The organism is Achromobacter sp. RW408 (assembly GCF_003184165.1).
GTDB classification, from domain to species: domain Bacteria; phylum Pseudomonadota; class Gammaproteobacteria; order Burkholderiales; family Burkholderiaceae_B; genus Achromobacter; species Achromobacter xylosoxidans.
The window spans coordinates 1,252,418-1,270,581 of record NZ_QHHO01000049.1 but is presented as its reverse complement, the minus strand read 5'-3'; the positions used below and the strand labels follow the sequence as shown (position 1 = coordinate 1,270,581).

Genomic DNA, 18,164 nt, shown 5'->3' with positions numbered 1-18,164 from the left:
GGGCGGGCTAATCAACAATAAGAATTATTGTCATTTATTGATGGCCGCGCAAGCCTGCTCCGTGAAGCCGGACGGCGAGCAACGCCGGCCGGGGTCGACGGCCTGCGCCAGGGCGACCTCTATACTTGCACCTTCCGATTTCCCAGGAAACCGACGTGCCTCGATTGACCGCCTCGAAATGGTTCAGCTGGACCGGCATCGTGTTTGCCGCGCTTTACCTCGCCGTCGTCATCCTTTGCATCGCCGGCGCGCTGTCGGCCGACGGCGACGACAAGGGCCGCTTCATTCTGCTGCAACTGCCCTTGGCCTTGCAGCTTGCGCTGCTGCACGACCTGAACCTGGACCGGCTGCTGGGCGACCTGTCGTGGACCGGCGGCTACCTGCTGATCGGGCTGCCCACGCTGGCCCTCTTCTATTTCGTGGGCTGGGGCCTGGAGAAACTGGTGCGCGCGGCCTTCCGGCCCATCGCGTCGCAACGGTAGGCAACGGCACCCGCAAAGCAAAAAACCGGCCAGCGTGAACTGACCCCCGAGTGTTGGACTTGATCCAACCTTCGGGGGTCAGTTCATTGAGGGCCCGGTTCTTTTTTCGAAGCGCGACGCGCCTCAGGCCGGACCGGTCCACTCGGTGACGAACTCGCGGTAGTCCGGGCGGTTGGCCGGCGGCACCGCGCACGCCGGGGTGCCGATCGCCAGGAAGCCGAGGAAGCGGTAGTCGAGCGAATCCAGGCCCAGCGCCGCCTGCACGTCTTCGACGTAGGTGCCGATGCCGGTGCTCCAGAACGCGCCATAGCCCAGCATGTGGGCGGCATTCAGGATGTTCATGGTGGCGCAGCCAGTGGCCAGCAGTTGCTCGGCCTCGGGGATCTTGGTGTTGTCGTGGGCGATCTTCTGCGCCACGGCGACGAACAGCGGCACGCCGGCCATCCACTCGCGCACCGACTTTTCCTTTTCCGGCGTCATGCGCGGGTCGCCGCTGCGCTTGACGGCTTCCAGCGCCACGTCGGCCAGCTTGCCGATGGCCTCGCCTTTGATCACCACGAAACGCCAGGGACGCAGCGCGCCGTGGTCGGGGGCCGACATGGCGGCCTGCAGGATCTGTTCGAGTTCGTCGGGCTTGGGCGCCGGCGCCCGCAGGAACTTGACGGAACGGCGCGAGGTGATGGCGTGCAGGGGCGTGGCGGTGGCGGTCTGGGTCATGGAGTCAGGCACAAGTTACGGAATTCTGGCGGTTTCCCAAATGGGAAAGAGAAGGGTTCTCATATTACGCCATGGCCGCGCCGGGGACGGCTATCCCCCTGCCCGGCGCATGGCGACTAGGACGTTCAACCCAGGTGGGTATGGCGCTCCTGGCGTTCCTCGACCTGCATTTCCGACAGGCCATGCAGGATGCCGCAGTCTTCCGTATCGGGCCGCGCCGACAGGCAGCGCTGGCGCAGATCGGTCAATTGCGTCTTCAACTGGGTCAGCTCGGCGATGCGCTCGTCCACGTGGGAAATGTGTTCGTCGAACAGTTCATTGATGGGGCCGCATCCTGCCTGGTGATTGTCGGCCAGCGACAGGATCGCGCGGATCTCGTCCTGGGTCATGTCCAGCGCGCGGCAGTTGCGGATCAGCCGCAGGCGCTCCAGGTGGGGCTGGCCGTAGCTGCGGTAGTTGTTCAGTCCCCGTTCCGGGGCGGGCAGCAGCCCTTCCTTCTCGTAATACCTGACGGTTTCGACCGTGGTGCCGGCCGCCGTGGCCAATTCGCCGATACGCATCGTGCCTCCCGGACGCATCCGATGGATTTAGGGGGTTGACCCTATAGTAACTCCAAGGTGTGCAATGCGGTCAATGGCTTACGAAAAGGCAACGAGAATGTCTTCAGCATCGACCCGACACCCCGGACACCCCGCCACCGCCGGCGCCTGCTGCGGTGGACACGCGCCCGCCGCCAAGCGCGCCGGCCCGGGCTGCGGCCACGACCATGGCCAGGCCCAGGGCCACGATCACGACCATGATCAAGGTCACGACCACCGCCACGATCACGACCATGGTCAAGACCACGACCACGACCACGGCCACGGCCACGCGCACGACCATGGGCATGGCCACGCCGCCACGGCCTGCTGCAGCCACGACGCCGGCGCCATCCGCATGTCGGGCGGCGCGGCCGCGCTGCAGGCCGGCCCGGGCCAGTTGCTGGCGCGCCTGCGCATCGGCCAGATGGACTGCCCCACCGAGGAAACGCTGATCCGCAAAAAGCTCGACGGCGTCGCCGGCGTGCACGCGCTGGACTTCAACCTGATGCAACGCATCCTGACCGTGGTGCACGCCGAAGGCGCGCTGGACCGCATCACGGCGGCCATCAAGTCGCTGGGCATGACACCCGAGCCTTTGGCCGACGACGCGCCGCGCACGCCGGCCCCGGCCGCCGCGCCCGTGAACTGGTGGGCCATCGGCGCCGCCGGCGTGCTCGCCGCGCTGTCCGAAGCGTCGCACTTCGCCGGCATGCACTGGGGCGTCACCGCCGCGCTGGCGGTGGCCGCCATCCTGGCCTGCGGCATCAGCACCTACCGCAAGGGCTGGATCGCCGTGCGCAACGGCAACCTGAACATCAACGCGCTGATGAGCATCGCCGTCACCGGCGCGGTGCTGATCGGCCAGTGGCCGGAAGCGGCCATGGTGATGTTCCTGTTCAATGTGGCCGAACTGATCGAGGCCCGTTCGCTGGACCGCGCCCGCAACGCCATCCGCGGCCTGCTCGACCTGGCACCCGAAACCGCCACCGTGCGCCAGGCCAACGGCGCCTGGAAACAGGTGCCGGCGGCACAATTGCAGATCGACGATGTGGTGCGGGTGCGACCGGGCGAACGCATCGCCGCCGACGGCATCATCGTCAGCGGCCGTTCGGCGGTGGACCAGTCCCCCATCACCGGCGAAAGCCTGCCGGTGGAAAAGGCCGAGGGCGACCAGGTCTACGCGGCCACCGTCAACACGGCCGGCTCGTTCGACTACCGCGTCACCGCCGCCGCCGGCAACACCACGCTGGCGCGCATCATCCACGCGGTCGAACAGGCCCAGGGCGCGCGCGCGCCGACCCAGCGCTTCATCGACCGTTTCTCGCGCATCTACACACCCGCCGTGGTCGGCGTGGCGCTGCTGGTGGCCGTCGTGCCGCCGCTGCTGTGGGACCAACCCTGGTTCGACGCGATCTACCGCGCGCTGGCGCTGCTGATCATCGCCTGCCCCTGCGCCCTGGTGATCTCCACGCCGGTCAGCATCGTCAGCGGCCTGACGGCGGCCTCGCGCCGCGGCATCCTGGTCAAGGGCGGCGTGTACCTGGAGGAAGGCCGCAACCTGAAGTGGCTGGCGCTGGACAAGACCGGCACGCTGACCCACGGCAAGCCGGTGCAGACCGACCTGCAGGACTGGGACGTCTCCGACCTGGCGCGCCAGCCCGCGGCGCAGGTCGCCGCCAGCCTGGCGGCCCGCTCCGACCACCCGGTGTCGCTGGCCGTGGCCAACGCCGCGCGCGACGCCGGCCAGGCCCTGCTGGAAGTGGACGACTTCACCGCCCTGCCCGGCCGCGGCGTCAGCGGCAAGGTGGACGGCGTGCTGTTCCAGTTGGGCAACCGCCGCCTGATGCGCGAGCTGGGCGTGTCGGACGAAAAGCTGGAAGCCCGCTTCGACGAACTGGAACAGCAGGGCAAGAGCGCTATCGCGCTCAGCGATGGCCAGCGCGTGCTGGCGCTGGCGGCGGTGGCCGACACGGTCAAGCCCACCAGCGCGGCCGCCATCGCCGACCTGCACGCGCTGGGCGTGCGCACCCTGATGCTGACGGGCGACAACACGCCCACGGCGCAAGCCATCGCGCGCCAGGTCGGCATCGACGAAGCGCGCGGCGACCAGCTGCCGGAGGACAAGCTGGCCGCCATCGAAAGCAAGCTGGCGCCCGCCGGCAAGGTCGGCATGGTCGGCGACGGCATCAACGACGCCCCGGCCCTGGCCCGCGCCGATATCGGCTTCGCCATGGGCGCGGCCGGCACCGGCACCGCCATCGAGACGGCCGACGTGGCGCTGATGGACGACGACCTGCGCAAGATCGGCACCTTCCTGCGCCTGTCGCGCGCCACCCACCGCGTGCTGGTGCAGAACATCGCGCTGGCGCTGGGCATCAAGGTGGTGTTCCTGGCGCTGGCGATGACCGGCAACGCCACGCTATGGATGGCGGTGTTCGCCGACGTCGGCGCCAGCCTGCTGGTGGTGGCCAACGGCTTGCGGCTGCTGCGGGCCGCCCCGGCGGCGAACTGAAGCGCCGCCCTGATGCGAAACGCCCCGGCAGGAATCTCCTGCTGGGGCGTTTTTCCACATCGGCGCGGCGTCCGATCGTTCAAGGCGCGCTGCCCGGGAAGGCGGGCACGGCCGCCTCGATCATGCGGGGATGCAACGCCGAATGCGCCGCGCGTCAACCGGTCTGTTCTTCCTGCGGCCAGTCGCGCAGCACCGGCGCGTCCGGCGCGCCCGGTCCGACTTCGCGCAGGTGATCGTGCTGCAGCAGCGCCATGCGGTAGGCGTCGCGGTAGGCGCCGTTGGAAAAGAACTCTTCCTTGAGCAGCCCTTCGATCTGGAAGCCGCAGCGCTCGTAGATGTGCACGGCGGCGCTGTTGTCCTTGTCCACCACCAGGTAGACCTTGTGCAGGTTCAGCACGCGGAAGGCGTAGCCCACCGCGATGCGGGTGGCGGCCTTGGCGTAGCCGCGGCCCTGGTAGCTGGGCGCGATGATGATCTGGAATTCGGCGCGGCGGTGGATGTAGTCGATTTCCACCAGTTCCACCAGGCCGGCCGGCTGGCCGGTGTCGTGCTCGATGATGAAGCGCCGCTCGTTCTGGTCGTGCAAGTGGCGGTCATAGAGGGCGACCAGTTCGTCGTAGGCCTCGTAGGGCTCTTCGAACCAATAACGCATGATGACGTCGTTATTGTTGATCTTGTGCACGAAGTGCAGGTCGCCGCGCTCCAGGGGGCGTATTTTGATATCGGATATTACCGACATAGAAACCTCCGAAAGTGCCGCCATTGTAGCTTACGCTGCCCTGAAACGCCCTTTACATGGCACTCTCACGGCAAGGATGGCTTGTTCATTGACCTACAGCAGAAAAATGCCTGAAAAAGCGCATGGATGCTTGAACCTTTCAAAACCAGGCCCCATCCCCGGTAACGAAATGCGCCCGCGCATCGGCCCGCGCCGACGCTGCCGCGCTCCCGGCGCAGCCGGCGCCATCACGGCGCCGCGAACGCCGGCAGGCGCTGTTCGATGCGGCGCACCACCTCGTTGGCGGCCGATGACAGCGGCCGCCCCAGGCGCAGCAGCATCTGGCATTCGGGCGCGCTCAGGATCGGATGCGCGATCGGCAGCGCCACCAGTTCGCCGCTGGCCAATTCGTGGTGCACGCCCAGGTTCGGCATCAGCGTCACCCCGGCGCCGCTGATGGCGTACTGCTTGAGCACCCGCAGTGAATTGGTGGTCAGGCTGGGCGTCAGGTGGATGCGTTCGGTGAACTCCAGCAGGTCGACCGCCTGGCGCAACCCGTAAGGCGCGGACATCAGCGCGAACGGATACGGCAGGATGTCGGCAATGGTGAGCGGGGCGCGATGACGCGCCAGCGCATGGCCGCGCGCCGCCAGCAGGCAGACCGGATGCTTGCGGCTGGCGCGGCAGCGCAGCCGCGGGTCCACCGGCGGGTTGTAGGCCAGGCCGATGTGCGCGGCATCCGTGGCCACCGCCTCGACCACCTCGTTGACCGAGCCGACGTTGACGCTGACGTTGATGCGCGGGTGTTCGATGCAGAACGGCCCCACCACATGCTCCATCAGGCTGTCGATGAAGCCTTCGCTGATCATCAGATGGACGTTGCCGCGCCGCATGCCGCGCAGTTCCTGCAGGCGCGTGTTCAGGTGTTCCTGCTGCGCGCGGCAGGCGCGGTGGTATTCCAGCAGCATGTCCGCGGCCTCGGTCGGCGTCAGGCCGCGCGCGCGCCGTTCGAACAGCGCCACGCCCAGTTCCTTTTCCAGCAACTGGATCTGGCGGCTGATGACCGACGGCGCGGTGCCGAGCTTGTCGGCGGCGCCGCGGATCGAGCCACAGGCCACGACCTCGTTGAAGTATTTCAGCCGCGTCTGGCTGATTTCGGCCATCGCTCCCCCTGTATGTTTTGTCATGGACGCCCAGACGCCGGGCAGCATGGCCGCGGCATCGTTTTTCCGTTGCCCTGAAGGCAACGATAATTTATCACCCAGGTCATTGTTTCGAACACTGCGTACTCGCAATATGGACGCCGCGCGGACCCGCCCCGGGAACCGCCGCCATCCCAACCACCGCGGCGGGCGCAGACCCGCCCGCGAGGAGACACGCAATGCCCCATCAGGCCACGCCAGGCGCCGATCCGCGCCTGGCTCCGCTCTATCGCAAGATCACCTGGCGGCTGCTGCCGTTCCTGCTGCTCTGTTATGTGTTCGCCTACCTGGACCGCATCAACATCGGCTTCGCCAAGCTGCAGATGCAACAGGACATCGGCATCTCGGACGCCGTCTACGGCCTGGGCGCCGGCATCTTCTTTCTCGGCTACGTGATGTTCGAGGTGCCCAGCAACCTGCTGCTGACGCGCATCGGCGCGCGCCGCACCATCAGCCGCATCATGGTGCTGTGGGGCCTGACCTCGGCCTCGATGCTGTTCGTGCAGGGCGAATGGAGCTTCTACGTCCTGCGCTTCATGCTGGGCGTGTTCGAGGCCGGCTTCGCCCCCGGCATGATCTTCTACCTGACCTACTGGTATTCGCAGTCGCGCATGGCCGGCGTCATGGCGGTGGTGATGCTGGCCGGCCCGATCGGCGGCATCGTCGGCGGCCCGGTCTCCGCCTGGATCATGACGGCCTTCTCCGGCGCGCATGGCCTGGACGGCTGGCAATGGATGTTCCTGCTGGAAGGCCTGCCCTGCGTGCTGCTGGGCGTCATCGCCTTCCGCTACCTGGACGACAAGCCGGCCGAGGCGCGCTGGCTCAGCGCCGAGGAAAAGGCGCTGCTGGCCGCCGACCTGGACAGCCGCGGCGCGCACAAGAAGCACGCCTTCGCCCAGGTGCTGCGCGATCCGGCCATCTACGGCATGGCGCTGACCTACTTCTGCCTGATCTGCGGCATCTATGCCGTCAGCTTCTGGCTGCCGACGCTGCTGAAGCTGGCCGGGGTGCAGGACACCATGCAGATCGGCCTGTACTCGGCGATCCCCTACGTGGCGGCGGCGGTCTTCATGCTGTGGTTCGCGCGCAGCTCCGACCGCCTGCGCGAACGCCGCTGGCACACGCTGGTGCCCGCCCTGCTGGCTGGCGTGGCGCTGTGCATCGCCACCGCGGCGCCGACGCAATTCGCGCTATCCCTGACGGCCATCACGCTGGCCACCGGCTTCATGTGGGCCGCCTACACGGTATTCTGGGCGATTCCGTCGCAGTACCTGCAAGGGGAAGCCGCGGCGGGCGGCATCGCGCTGATCAACAGCATCGGCTTGCTGGGCGGCTTTCTCAGCCCGTCCATCATCGGCTGGGTCAAGGAATCCACCGGCAGCCTGGCCGGCGGCCTGTACGCGATCTCCGCCCTGCTGGTGGCCGGCGCCCTGCTGCTGCTGGTGAACCGTCCTGCCCAATCCGCGCCCGCGCGCGCCTGACGCTCAAAGGAATCGATCATGCATATTCTGGTGGCTGGCTTCCAGCACGAGACCAATACCTTCGCGCCGTCCAAGGCGGCCTACGAGAACTTCGTGCGCGGCGAGGGCTTTCCCGCCATGGTGCGCGGCGAGGACATGCTGGCACTGCGCGAGGTCAACATCCCCGCCGGCGGCTTCATCAACGCCGCGCTGGCGCAGGGCCACACCGTGCGCACGGTGATCTGGGCCGGCGCCAGCCCGTCGGCCCACGTCACCCGCGACGCCTACGAACGCATCGCCGGCGAGATCGTCGACGCGACGCGCGCCGGCGGCTTCGATGCCATCTACCTGGACCTGCACGGCGCCATGGTGGCCGAGCACCTGGACGACGGCGAAGGCGAGCTGCTGGCGCGGGTGCGCGCGCTGGTCGGCCCCGGCGTGCCGGTGGTCGGCAGCCTCGACCTGCACGCCAACGTCACCGCGCGGATGCTGCGCGAGGCCGACGGCCTGGCCGCCTTCCGCACCTACCCGCACGTGGACATGGCGGTGACCGGCGAGCACGCCGCGCGCCTGCTGGCCGCGCGCGTCGCGGCCGGCGACAAGTGGGTGCGCGCCGAACGCCGCCTGCCGTTCCTGATCCCCATCAACGGCATGTGCACGATGCTGCAGCCGTCGCAGGGCGTGTACGAGGAACTGGAACGCCTGGAACGGACGCCGGGCGTGGCCTCGATCTCGTTCGCGCCGGGCTTTCCGGCGGCGGACTTTCCCGAATGCGGCCCGGTGGTGTGGGCCTACGGCACCGACGCCGACGCGGTCGAACGCGTGACCGAAGCGCTTTACCAGCGCGTGCTGGAACTGGAACCGCAATGGTCGCCCGACTTCCTGGCGCCGGCCGACGCCGTCAAGCGGGCCCAGGCGCTGGCGGCCGGCGCCTCGCGCCCCGTGGTCATCGCCGACACCCAGGACAACCCGGGCGCGGGCGGCGACGCCAACACCACCGGCATGCTGCGCGCGCTGGTCGAGGCCGACGCGCAGAACGCCGCGCTGGGCCTGTTCTACGATCCCGAGGCCGTGCGCCAGGCCACCGCCGCCGGCATCGGCGGCAAGGTGAAGCTGCGCCTGGGCGGCCAGTCCGGCGTGGCCGGCGACGCGCCGTTCGAGGGCGAATTCGTGGTCGAGACGCTGTCGCCGGGCAAGCTGCGCTTCGATGGCCCGATGATGAACGGCATGGACGTGGACCTGGAGGCGGTGGCCGGGCTGCGCCTGGGCGGCGTGCGCGTGGTGGTCAGCGCCACCAAGTCGCAGATGCTGGACCGCAACCTGTTCCGCGTCGGCGGCGTGCAGCCCGAGGAGATGGCGATCCTGGTGGTGAAAAGCTCGGTGCACTTCCGCGCCGACTTCCAGCCGATCGCGCATGAGGTGCTGGTGGCCAAGGCCCCGGGCCCGATGCAGGCCGATCCCGCCGACCTGCCCTGGACCCGGCTGCAACCGGGCATCCGCATCAAGCCGCTGGGGCCGGCATTCGCGGCTTGAATTCGCGGCCTGGTCTTGAACGGAACGCGGATGGAAGGCGGACGGCCGCGTCCTACTTGAGCTTGCCCTGCGGGCTGACGAAATCTTCCAGCGTCAGCCCTTTTTCCTTGAGGATGGCTTCCAGCAGCGGCTGCAGCTTGCCCAGGCTTTCCCGGACGGTCTCGCGCACCGTGTCCACCACCACCTGGGTGCTGCGCTCGATCTCGATGTTGACGTGGTCGCCCACCTGCTTGTCCTCGAACACCGTCATGCGGCGGGTCTCGGGGATCAGCCAGACTTCGAACCAGCCCTCGGCGCGGTTCACCTCGGACACGGTCAGGCTGGCGCCGTTGATGGCGATGTAGCCCTTGGCGAACACGTACTTGCGGAACGCCTCGGGGATGCTGAAGCGCATCAGGCGATTGGTGTCCGACGACTTCACCATCACCACTTCCGAGGTGAAATCGACGTGGCCGGACAGCGGATGGCCGCCGATCTCGGCGCCATCCCTGGCGGCGCGCTCGACGTTGGCGCGGTCGCCTTCCTGGTAGCTGCCCAGCGTGGTAATCGCCAGGCTTTGCAGCATGACGTCGAAGGTGGCGTGGTTGGCGTCGAGGATTTCGGTGACCGTCAGGCAGACGCCGTCGGTCGAGACGCTGGCGCCAATCGCCAGATCCTTGCAGAAGCCGTCGGGAAACGCCAGCGTAAACGTGCGCAGGCCCTCGCGGTCCGCGATGTTCGCGATCTTCGCGGTGCCTTGGACAATACCGGTGAACATGCTGATCCTGGATACGGGGCGTGGCGCCCCTGGCAAAACATCAAAGGTAACCGATATTTTGCCACCGGGCGCCCGCCCCTGCCGGGGCGGCACGCCCGGCCGCCGCCGGATCAGTGGCGGATGGCGATGGTCTTCAGGGTGGTGAAGCCATACAGCGCCTCGAAGCCCTTTTCACGGCCGTAGCCCGACTGGCGCGAACCGCCGAACGGCAGTTCCACGCCGCCGCCGGCGCCGTAGTTGTTGACGAACACCTGGCCGGCGCGCAGCTTGCGCGCCAGGCGCAGCTGGCGGCCGCCGTCGCGGGTCCAGACGCCGGCCACCAGGCCGTAGAGCGTGCCATTGGCGATCTCCAGCGCCTCTTCCTCGGTGTCGAACACCATGGCGGCCAGCACCGGGCCGAACACTTCTTCCTGCGCCAGGCGGCTCTTGGGCGGCACGTCGCGGAACAGCACCGGCGGCTGGTAGAAGCCGCTGTCGGGCGCGCCGTCCTTGAGCTGGCCGCGCGCCGCGACCTTCAGGCCCTCGGCTTCGGCCTCGGCCAGGAAACCGCGCACGCGGTCGTGCTGGCGGGCGCTGATCAGGGGGCCGACGTCCAGGTCCTGCGCGGCGGGGCCGGTGACGGTGGCCGCGAACGCCTCGCCCAGGCGCGCCAGCACTTTCTCGTAGACGCCGCGCTGGATCAGCACACGGCTGCCGGCCGAGCAGGTCTGGCCCGCGTTCTGGATGATGGCGGCCAGCAGCACCGGCATGGCGGCGTCCAGGTCGGCGTCGTCGAACACAATCTGCGGCGACTTGCCGCCCAGCTCCAGCGTCACCGGCACGTGGTTCTCGGCGGCGGCGTGCGCCACCATCTTGCCGGTCTGCGGCGAGCCGGTGAACGAGATGTGGTCGATGCCGGGATGCGCCGACAGCGCCGCGCCGGCCTCGTGGCCATAGCCCGTGCAGATGTTCAGCGCGCCGGCGGGCAGGCCCACCTCGGCGGCGATCTCGGCCAGCTTGAGCAGCGACAGGCAGGCGTCCTCGGCCGGCTTGACCACGCAGGCGTTGCCCGCGGCCAGCGCCGCGCCGACGCTACGGCCGAAGATCTGCAGCGGGTAGTTCCAGGGCACGATGTGGCCGGTCACGCCATGCGCCTCGCGCACGGTCAGCACGGTGAAGCCCGGGGTGTAGGGAATGGTCTCGCCGTGCAGCTTGTCGACCGCGCCGGCATAGAACTCGAAATAGCGCGCCACGGCGGCGGCGTCGGCGCGGGCCTGCTTGATCGGCTTGCCGGTGTCGGCGGACTCCAGCTGCGCCAGTTCTTCCTGGCGGTCGAGCAGCGCGAAGGCGATGCGCATCAGCAGGCGGCTGCGGGCGGCCGGGGCCATCTGCCCCCACTCGCCCTCGAAGGCCTGGCGCGCGGCCGCCACGGCGCGATCCACGTCCGCCTCGCCCGAGCGCGCGATGGCCTCGAACACCTTGCCATCGGACGGGTTCAGCACGGGGATGGTTTCGCCGCTGGCGGCGGGCACCCATTGATTGGCGATAAAGTTCTTCTGAGTCACGGTGTGCGGAGTAAAGTAGCGGCCGGTTGGCCGGTTGCGGAACGCGCGGATGCGGGGGTCTCCTGGCGCGCCCGGTGCAGCCGGATCGCGCCACCCGGGCGTCGATGGCGCGCGGTGTGGTTATAGGGATTCGTCCAAGGTAAGGGAGCGCCTCGCAACTTGTCAATTGAATTGACAGCTTTTATCCCAAGCTTCAGGATATTTTGATGCCGACTCGGGTTATCCCTAGGATTCCAAGCCATGCCGCCATGCACTCCAACGCCGGCAGCCGTTTTCCGATTTGTCATGACCATTAACAAACCCGGCGTTCGCGCCATGGGAGCAAGGCAATGAGCAAGGTGCGCGATCCGCAACTGGACAAGCTGCTCACCGCCGCCAGCCGGCCGCGGCCCGAGTTGGACGTCCTGGCCGAAGTGGCCTCGGGCCTGGGCTACGTGCGCGCCGAACGCTTCGCCGAACGGGTCTACGAAAGCCTGTTCTACGCCATCGCCACCGGCAAGATCGCGCCCGGAGCCAAGCTGCCGACCGAACTGGAACTGGCCGCGCTGTTCGAAGTATCGCGGCCGGTGGTGCGCCAGGCGCTGGACCGCTTGCGCGAAGACCAGTTGGTCGAGTCGATGCGCGGTTCGGGCAGCTACGTGCGGGCCAAGCCCGACCTGATGGGCGGCATGCCCGCGGTCGACCCGGCGCGCCGCGTCGGCCACATCCTGGAAGGCCTGGAACTGCGCATGGTGATCGAACCGGAATGCGCCTATCTGGCCGCCCTGCGCCGCACCGACGACGACCTGGCCGAAATGGACCGCATGCTGGCTGGCTACGAGGCCGCCGATGCGGCCGGCGCCATCGCCCACCACCACGACTACGGTTTTCACCGCGCCATCGCGGCGGCCACCGGCAACCAGCGTTTCGTGCAGGTGCTCAAATCGCTGGAGTACGACGTCAGCCATGCCGTCAACGTGATGCGCCACCTGGTGCACAGCGAACCCTGGAAGCGCACCCGCGCCGCCATCGACGAGCACCGCCAGATCTATCGGCTGATCCGCGAACAGGACGCCGAGGGCGCCCGCAACATCATGCGCGCCCACATCGAGAAGGCCCGCAGCCGCATGCTCAACAGCGGCTCGGAACAGTGAACCACCCTTCTTGCGACGTCGCGCCGGGATAGCCGCCCGGCGCCGGCCCTTTCCGCTTCACCCTGTCCATCCGATTCATCGCCCGTTTTCCTGCCTGATCACCGCCATGCCCAGCACCGCCCTCCCCCTGGACCAGCAACTCGTCATCGTCACCGGCGCCAGCCGCGGCCTGGGCGCGGCCATCGCGCGCGCCTTCCTGCGCGAAGGCGCGCGGGTCGTCGTCAACTACCTGAACAGCGAAGCCGCGGCGCGCGAACTGGCGGCCACCGCCCCGGACCGCGCCCTGGCCGCGCGGGCCGACGTGCGCGACGCCGACGCGGTGGCCGCCATGGTGGCGCGCGCCAGCGAGCACTTCGGCCTGCCGGTCGGCACGGTAGTCAACAACGCCCTGCCCGCCTTCCGCTTCGACGGCGACGCCCGCCCGCATGCCGACACGCTCGACTGGGCCCGCATGAACTCGCAGTTCGAAGGCAGCGTGCGCGCCGCCCTCAACACCACCCAGGCCGCGCTGCCGTCGATGCGCGCGGCCGGCGGCGGCCGCATCATCAACGTCGGCACCAACCTGGTCCAGAATCCGGTGGTGCCGTACCACGACTACACCGCCGCCAAGGCTGCCCTGCTGGCCTTCACGCGCACGCTGTCGCACGAACTGGGCGCCGACGGCATCACCGTCAACATGGTGTCCGGCGGCCTGCTGCGCACCACCGACGCCTCGGCCGCCACGCCCGACGAGGTGTTCGACCTGATCGCCGCCGGCACGCCGCTGCGCGAAGTGACCACGCCGGAACAGTTCGCCGACGCGGTGCTGTTCTTCGCCAGCCCGTGGTCGCGCGCGGTGACGGGGCAGAATTTGATAGTGGATGGCGGATTGGTGAAGGGGTGATGCCGGAGCCGCGCGGCGCGCGCGCCGGGCACGGTATCATCTGGCCCAGATAACGGCGCTTTCCCGGATCGGATTTCGATGGGACGCCGCCACGCGCCGTCCGCCAGCGCGACGCCATGCGTCCGGCACGGCCAGCCACAACAATATTCGGGCAGACACGCAACATGAAACTCGCCACCTGGAACGTCAACTCCCTCAACGTGCGCCTGCCCCAGGTGCTGGACTGGCTGGCCGCCAATCCCGTCGACGTGCTCTGCATCCAGGAACTGAAGCTGACCGACGACAAGTTCCCCGAGGCCGCCTTCAAGGAGGCCGGCTACCACGCGGTCTGGGCCGGCCAGAAGACCTACAACGGCGTTGCCATCGTGTCGCGCGTGCCGGGCACGTCCATGGTGCGCAACCTGCCCACCTACGAAGACCCGCAGCAGCGCGTGCTGGCGCTGACCTTCCCCAGCGCGGACGGCGACGTGCGCGTGGTCTGCGCCTATTGCCCCAATGGCCAATCGGTCGGCTCGGACAAGTACGCCTACAAGCTCGAATGGTTTGCCGCCATGCGCGCCTGGCTGGCCGACGAGATCAAGCAGTACCCCCGCCTGGCGGTGCTGGGCGACTACAACGTCGCCCCGGCCGACGAGGACGTGCACAACCCCGAGAAATGGGAAGGCCAGGTGTTGGTCTCCGAGCCCGAGCGCCAGGCGCTGCGCGACCTGATCGATCTGGGCCTGGCCGACTCGTTCCGCCTGTTCGTGCAGCCCGAGAAGTCGTTTTCGTGGTGGGATTACCGGCAGTTCGCGTTCCGCCGCAATGCCGGCCTGCGCATCGACCACATCCTGCTGTCGCCGCCGCTGGTCAAGCGCTGCACCGCCTGCGTCATCGACAAGGAACCGCGCCGCAACGAGCAGCCTTCCGACCACGCGCCGGTGGTGGCCACGCTGACGTTCGATTGAGCCAAAAATCTTGCGCACCGGCTTGCACGGCGCGCGGAAATTCCTGTATAGTTGCGCTCTTGCTTGATTTGGGGCGGTAGCTCAGCTGGGAGAGCGTCGCGTTCGCAATGCGAAGGTCGGGAGTTCGATCCTCCTCCGCTCCACCAAAATTCCAGATGAAAAAGCCTTGGAAACACAATGTGTTCCAAGGCTTTTTTGTTTCTACAGGCTTGATTTATTGGCTTCGCGGCTAATGCCGCCGCCGCGGCACAAGTCCGCCCGGTGATTTTCGGTAGCTAATGGGAAATCAGCGTATGCACCCAAGTACGGAAAAAATTGGCTCGCGAGTGGGACAGATTTGGGACAAGCCTTACCCGGCTCAGCACACGAAGTTAGCCTTTGGGACATCAGACTATGTAGCTGCCCCGCCTGCCGAAACTTCAATACGATTCGAGAGTCAACGGTTCAGGTCTCGCTTCTTGGCCCTGACAATGTTGATGTAGTCCATACGTCTGCTCTCATCCACAAACTGATCCGACGAAATTTTCTGGTAGACAACTTCAAACCGCGTTCCCACCAAATCTTCGAGGCGTCCTACTAAGCCTGCCAGTTCTGTAAGAGATGCATGTTGAAGGTCACCAAGATCATTCTCCACAATGCACGCAACAGGAGTAGCTCCGGCCTCGCGTTGGATAAGCTCCCGGACGACAACGAACTGCTTACCTTCCACCGGCGCGGCCAACTGCGCTCCCTGGAACTCAGAAGGGAAAAAATTCCCATCCTCATCAAACATACCGAACAACCATTCTCGGCCGCCGTACTGCATATCTCTCACGCTCTTCTTGTCATTAAAACGCTGGACCAAACTTCGCAGTCCTTCATTCAGCTGGGCTCCGGTGCTAGCCTCTACAATTTTTAGGAGTTCTTGCTGAAATTCATTTGCATGCTCGAATTTTATGTCTACCAGAGGACCCAACACATAGGGGCGGTTCCAGTCATCTGATTGGAGAACCGAGGAAGATGGGTACATCCCAAAACAAGCACTGAGATAAATAACAAGATTAGGAGGCAAAACACGAAAGTAGTCTTTGTAGTCCCAGAACATGATTTGAGCGCCGTCACCTGACTCAATATCGGTACCCGTTCGAGGTATGCCGTGGCCGCTAATGATTAGTATTTTCGGGTCCTGATCGTCGAGACGGTGCAAATTCTCAATTGCGCACGATAGAACACGACGGAATTCATCACTATTAGCATACGTGGCTTGGTACACAATCCAATTAGGTGGGACTGCCTTACTAGCCAAATACCTTTTATTTGTCGTCAAGTCTGACTGTTCAATAATTGCACATGAGATCACTACTGCAACTCCAAATTCTGATTAGCGTGTTCTGAACACACTCAGGAACGACGCAGCCAAGGTTTGAGGGTATGTAGATCCAGCAACGTGAACCTTCCACCATCTTGCCATCCACCAGTATCGATGTAGTAGACATTGCCGAGCTGTGCTGGTTTGCGCAGCGTCATATGGCCATGGACAACCGCCCGAACATTGCGAACAGGCTGGGCATATTGCAGTCGATATCGGTCTATGGACCACAGGCATGCATCCTCGTCCTCTGGACTGAAGGTAGCGCCGTGGATAGCTTGCCAGTCGTCATAAGGAAAGTCGGCATGTACCAGACCGACAACACCGCCCGGCGTTTCGACCTCAATTGCCAACGGCAAGGCGTTCAAGCACGCACCGATACGTGCTTGGGTATCGCTATCGCATGCATCCAACCACTCACCACCATGGAGGCGATGATCGACCTGGGGAACCGGGTTGTTCATCGCCCGCCGCCAAGTCATGAGATCGTGATTCCCACAAATGGCATGAAACCACGGGCGCTCCAACCACGCTAATACATCGGCGGACTCTGGCCCGCGATCAACAAGGTCCCCGACGGCGAACAATCGATCATGGTCGGGTGAAAACTTGGCGGCGGCCAGTGCGGCATCGAGCCGACCGAAATGGCCATGGATATCACCCACCGCAAAGTCGCGACCCGTCGCATTCAAATGAAAACGCTGGACCCGTGCATTACCGGGCCTCGTGCCTGATTCCATGTAGTGTCCTGCTGCTCATTCTGCGCGACCCTCATGATACTTGGCTATTAACGGTAGAGTGACTTATGATCCGGGACATTGAGCTTCGGCTCGATATCTTCGAGGTTGTCAGCCTCGAATGTGATCCAGAATGAGTGGGAGACCAGGATGGTGTGCGTCCTGGCGCTTTCCGGACAGGCGAATTTTTCGCCCTGCTGTCTAGAGCATTTATAGTGGGTGTCCCAAGAAAGCAAATCTGCCGCGTATTCAACCGCTCAGGGATCACTGGACGCTAACGCGGCAGTTGAGCCACCCCAAAGGTGAGATAGGGGAACGGCAAAAGTGAACATGCGACACAGCGCCGGGGTAGCGTCCGGCAAAGAGCTTCAGGGTGTAGGGGCAAGCGAGTGACTCTACTGAACCCTGTCGGTGACGCGACAGACCACCCTTAGGCTCCCGAAATCAGGCCCAGTCTTGCGGGCGTTGCCAGGAAGTGCTGTTTCCTCCAACGCCTTACAGAGCCTCACCGCAACTCGCGTATTGGCGTCGTCCTCCAAGACGACTGCCCTTTACGCCCGAGGTGCGGAAATGGCCGTTTTCCCCGTCAACACGCTTGACTTCCTTAGCAAGAGCTCCCCCCCGACTCTGACTGTTGAACAGGTCAGCCAGACGCGCGTTGGTCGCAGCACGCCTCGCCCGCCGGGATCTACGTCAGGTCCCGTGCCAGTCCCCACTGCAAGCGCAATTTCTTGATTTCCCAGACGCGCTGTGCGCTGCGCTCGGCCACGCAGCGGGCCTGTGCCTGCTCATCGGCCGAGCCCTGGTCCCGCGCCGTGCCACACTGGGACTCGGTTTTCTTCAACCATTCCCGCTGCGCCCGGCGCAACGCGTCGGCGTCTTCGGCGCGCAGGGCCGGCGAGGCCAGCGTGCGCCGATAAAGCTGGTTCAGGCGATCGTCGTAGTACTGCCGGAGAAAGGAGTAAGGCTGGTCGGGATCCAGTTCGCCCGGGAGCCGGCTGAGGTCGAAAAACTCGCCCTGGTTGCCGTTGTAGAAGCCGTTGTAGCCGACAGTGACCTGGAAGAAATGGCCGCCTGGCTGCGCCGGCGTATTGCCTACCGGCGTGGTGCGCCAGCGCAACAGCAGATAGTCGGTATTGCCCAGTTGGACCAGCACCTGGGAACGCAGGTCGGATATCTGCAGATGGCTGTCGCGCAGGACAGCCGCGTAGCAAGGCTCCTCGGTATTGATGTCCTGCGGCACCGGCCCGGGGCAGGCGCCGGACTGCACCATGCCGTCGGCCGCCTGCGATTCGTCCAGATCGATGGAGATGACGCCCAGCAGCGCGGCCGCCTGATCGCCATCGCGGGCCATGTCGAGCAGGTCGACGACCAGGGTGGCCTCGGCGCGCGCGGCGCTGGCAGGAACGAGGGCCAACAGGACGGCGAGCAGCATCGCACGCGCGTTGCCAGCCTGGCTGCCGCGCCCGGCCAGCGCAAGCGAGCCACGGAGATCAGCGGCGGGAAAGGACATATCGACGGCTTCCTTGGAGGGCGACGCGCCTGCCAGAGGCGCAATGATGGGTGGCCGCTATCTTATCGCGGTCCCGTCGAGGGTTTGCCGTGCCTGC

The 18,164-nt window shown here is 66.1% G+C and carries 16 protein-coding genes and 1 tRNA gene; 8 read left to right on the top strand and 9 right to left on the bottom strand.

Features of this window, described 5'->3' with window-relative positions:
- The first annotated feature begins 155 nt into the window (after positions 1-155).
- Positions 156-482: a hypothetical protein gene (locus DK459_RS25350; protein ID WP_024068585.1), complete on the top strand. Its 327-nt coding sequence runs from the start codon at positions 156-158 to the stop codon at positions 480-482.
- A 123-nt stretch (positions 483-605) separates the two neighbouring features.
- On the opposite strand, the gene DK459_RS25345 is transcribed toward DK459_RS25350, so the two are convergent.
- Both DK459_RS25345 and cadR read right to left on the bottom strand, forming a co-directional pair.
- Positions 606-1,199, bottom strand: coding sequence for a nitroreductase (locus DK459_RS25345; RefSeq protein WP_006386391.1), 594 nt, complete (start codon positions 1,197-1,199; stop codon positions 606-608).
- Between the two features lie 125 nt (positions 1,200-1,324).
- Positions 1,325-1,759, bottom strand: coding sequence for a Cd(II)/Pb(II)-responsive transcriptional regulator (cadR, locus tag DK459_RS25340; protein ID WP_024068584.1), 435 nt, complete (start codon positions 1,757-1,759; stop codon positions 1,325-1,327).
- A 97-nt stretch (positions 1,760-1,856) separates the two neighbouring features.
- On the opposite strand from cadR, the gene DK459_RS25335 reads away from it, so the two are divergent.
- Positions 1,857-4,292, top strand: coding sequence for a cation-translocating P-type ATPase (locus DK459_RS25335; protein ID WP_230846642.1), 2,436 nt, complete (start codon positions 1,857-1,859; stop codon positions 4,290-4,292).
- 154 nt (positions 4,293-4,446) lie between these two features.
- Here the strand turns inward: DK459_RS25335 and speG are convergent, their stop codons facing one another.
- Together speG and DK459_RS25325 are read right to left on the bottom strand one after the other, a co-directional pair.
- Complete coding sequence (speG, locus tag DK459_RS25330; protein WP_006386394.1) at positions 4,447-5,031, bottom strand: spermidine N1-acetyltransferase; 585 nt, start codon at positions 5,029-5,031, stop codon at positions 4,447-4,449.
- A 227-nt stretch (positions 5,032-5,258) separates the two neighbouring features.
- Positions 5,259-6,173: a LysR family transcriptional regulator gene (locus DK459_RS25325; RefSeq protein ID WP_047992815.1), complete on the bottom strand. Its 915-nt coding sequence runs from the start codon at positions 6,171-6,173 to the stop codon at positions 5,259-5,261.
- 218 nt (positions 6,174-6,391) lie between these two features.
- Between DK459_RS25325 and DK459_RS25320 the strand changes: the two genes are divergently transcribed.
- Positions 6,392-7,693, top strand: coding sequence for an MFS transporter (locus DK459_RS25320; RefSeq protein ID WP_054472504.1), 1,302 nt, complete (start codon positions 6,392-6,394; stop codon positions 7,691-7,693).
- 18 nt (positions 7,694-7,711) lie between these two features.
- Positions 7,712-9,205, top strand: coding sequence for a M81 family metallopeptidase (locus DK459_RS25315; protein ID WP_053498657.1), 1,494 nt, complete (start codon positions 7,712-7,714; stop codon positions 9,203-9,205).
- A 52-nt stretch (positions 9,206-9,257) separates the two neighbouring features.
- On the opposite strand, the gene DK459_RS25310 is transcribed toward DK459_RS25315, so the two are convergent.
- Entirely contained in the window at positions 9,258-9,962 is a 705-nt protein-coding gene (locus DK459_RS25310; RefSeq protein WP_110135139.1) for a riboflavin synthase subunit alpha, read from the bottom strand.
- Positions 9,963-10,072: 110 nt separating this feature from the next.
- Entirely contained in the window at positions 10,073-11,506 is a 1,434-nt protein-coding gene (locus DK459_RS25305; RefSeq protein WP_006386399.1) for an aldehyde dehydrogenase family protein, read from the bottom strand.
- 329 nt (positions 11,507-11,835) lie between these two features.
- Between DK459_RS25305 and DK459_RS25300 the strand changes: the two genes are divergently transcribed.
- From DK459_RS25300 to DK459_RS25285, 4 genes are all read left to right on the top strand, one after another.
- On the top strand, positions 11,836-12,639 hold the full coding sequence (locus tag DK459_RS25300) for a FadR/GntR family transcriptional regulator (protein WP_020927258.1): 804 nt from the start codon (positions 11,836-11,838) through the stop codon (positions 12,637-12,639).
- Between the two features lie 106 nt (positions 12,640-12,745).
- Positions 12,746-13,522, top strand: a complete 777-nt coding sequence (locus DK459_RS25295; RefSeq protein ID WP_110135138.1) for a 3-oxoacyl-ACP reductase — start codon at positions 12,746-12,748, stop codon at positions 13,520-13,522.
- Between the two features lie 164 nt (positions 13,523-13,686).
- Positions 13,687-14,469 carry an exodeoxyribonuclease III gene (xth, locus tag DK459_RS25290; RefSeq protein WP_110135137.1) on the top strand — a complete coding sequence of 261 codons (783 nt, stop codon included), beginning with the start codon at positions 13,687-13,689 and terminating at the stop codon, positions 14,467-14,469.
- Positions 14,470-14,539: 70 nt separating this feature from the next.
- A tRNA-Ala gene (locus DK459_RS25285) sits at positions 14,540-14,615 on the top strand.
- 290 nt (positions 14,616-14,905) lie between these two features.
- On the opposite strand, the gene DK459_RS30540 is transcribed toward DK459_RS25285, so the two are convergent.
- The 3 genes from DK459_RS30540 to DK459_RS25270 all read right to left on the bottom strand — a co-directional run bounded on the left by DK459_RS30540 (position 14,906) and on the right by DK459_RS25270 (position 18,067).
- A complete protein-coding gene (locus DK459_RS30540) occupies positions 14,906-15,553 on the bottom strand; it encodes a hypothetical protein (RefSeq protein WP_131727222.1) in 648 nt (215 codons plus the stop codon).
- Between the two features lie 296 nt (positions 15,554-15,849).
- Entirely contained in the window at positions 15,850-16,557 is a 708-nt protein-coding gene (locus DK459_RS25275) for a metallophosphoesterase (protein ID WP_081004684.1), read from the bottom strand.
- Between the two features lie 685 nt (positions 16,558-17,242).
- Positions 17,243-18,067 (bottom strand): lysozyme inhibitor LprI family protein, encoded by an 825-nt coding sequence (locus DK459_RS25270; protein ID WP_024068576.1) that lies wholly within the window; start codon positions 18,065-18,067, stop codon positions 17,243-17,245.
- Between the last annotated feature and the right edge of the window lie 97 nt (positions 18,068-18,164).

Coding starts and splice junctions, on each gene's coding strand:
- DK459_RS25345 (WP_006386391.1), bottom strand. CDS start 1,199: ATGACCCAGACCGCCACCGCCACGCCCCTGCACGCCATCACCTCGCGC.
- DK459_RS30540 (WP_131727222.1), bottom strand. CDS start 15,553: ATGTTCTGGGACTACAAAGACTACTTTCGTGTTTTGCCTCCTAATCTT.
- DK459_RS25320 (WP_054472504.1), top strand. CDS start 6,392: ATGCCCCATCAGGCCACGCCAGGCGCCGATCCGCGCCTGGCTCCGCTC.
- DK459_RS25275 (WP_081004684.1), bottom strand. CDS start 16,557: ATGGAATCAGGCACGAGGCCCGGTAATGCACGGGTCCAGCGTTTTCAT.
- DK459_RS25310 (WP_110135139.1), bottom strand. CDS start 9,962: ATGTTCACCGGTATTGTCCAAGGCACCGCGAAGATCGCGAACATCGCG.
- DK459_RS25315 (WP_053498657.1), top strand. CDS start 7,712: ATGCATATTCTGGTGGCTGGCTTCCAGCACGAGACCAATACCTTCGCG.
- cadR (WP_024068584.1), bottom strand. CDS start 1,759: ATGCGTATCGGCGAATTGGCCACGGCGGCCGGCACCACGGTCGAAACC.
- speG (WP_006386394.1), bottom strand. CDS start 5,031: ATGTCGGTAATATCCGATATCAAAATACGCCCCCTGGAGCGCGGCGAC.
- DK459_RS25270 (WP_024068576.1), bottom strand. CDS start 18,067: ATGTCCTTTCCCGCCGCTGATCTCCGTGGCTCGCTTGCGCTGGCCGGG.
- xth (WP_110135137.1), top strand. CDS start 13,687: ATGAAACTCGCCACCTGGAACGTCAACTCCCTCAACGTGCGCCTGCCC.
- DK459_RS25295 (WP_110135138.1), top strand. CDS start 12,746: ATGCCCAGCACCGCCCTCCCCCTGGACCAGCAACTCGTCATCGTCACC.
- DK459_RS25335 (WP_230846642.1), top strand. CDS start 1,857: ATGTCTTCAGCATCGACCCGACACCCCGGACACCCCGCCACCGCCGGC.
- DK459_RS25300 (WP_020927258.1), top strand. CDS start 11,836: ATGAGCAAGGTGCGCGATCCGCAACTGGACAAGCTGCTCACCGCCGCC.
- DK459_RS25325 (WP_047992815.1), bottom strand. CDS start 6,173: ATGGCCGAAATCAGCCAGACGCGGCTGAAATACTTCAACGAGGTCGTG.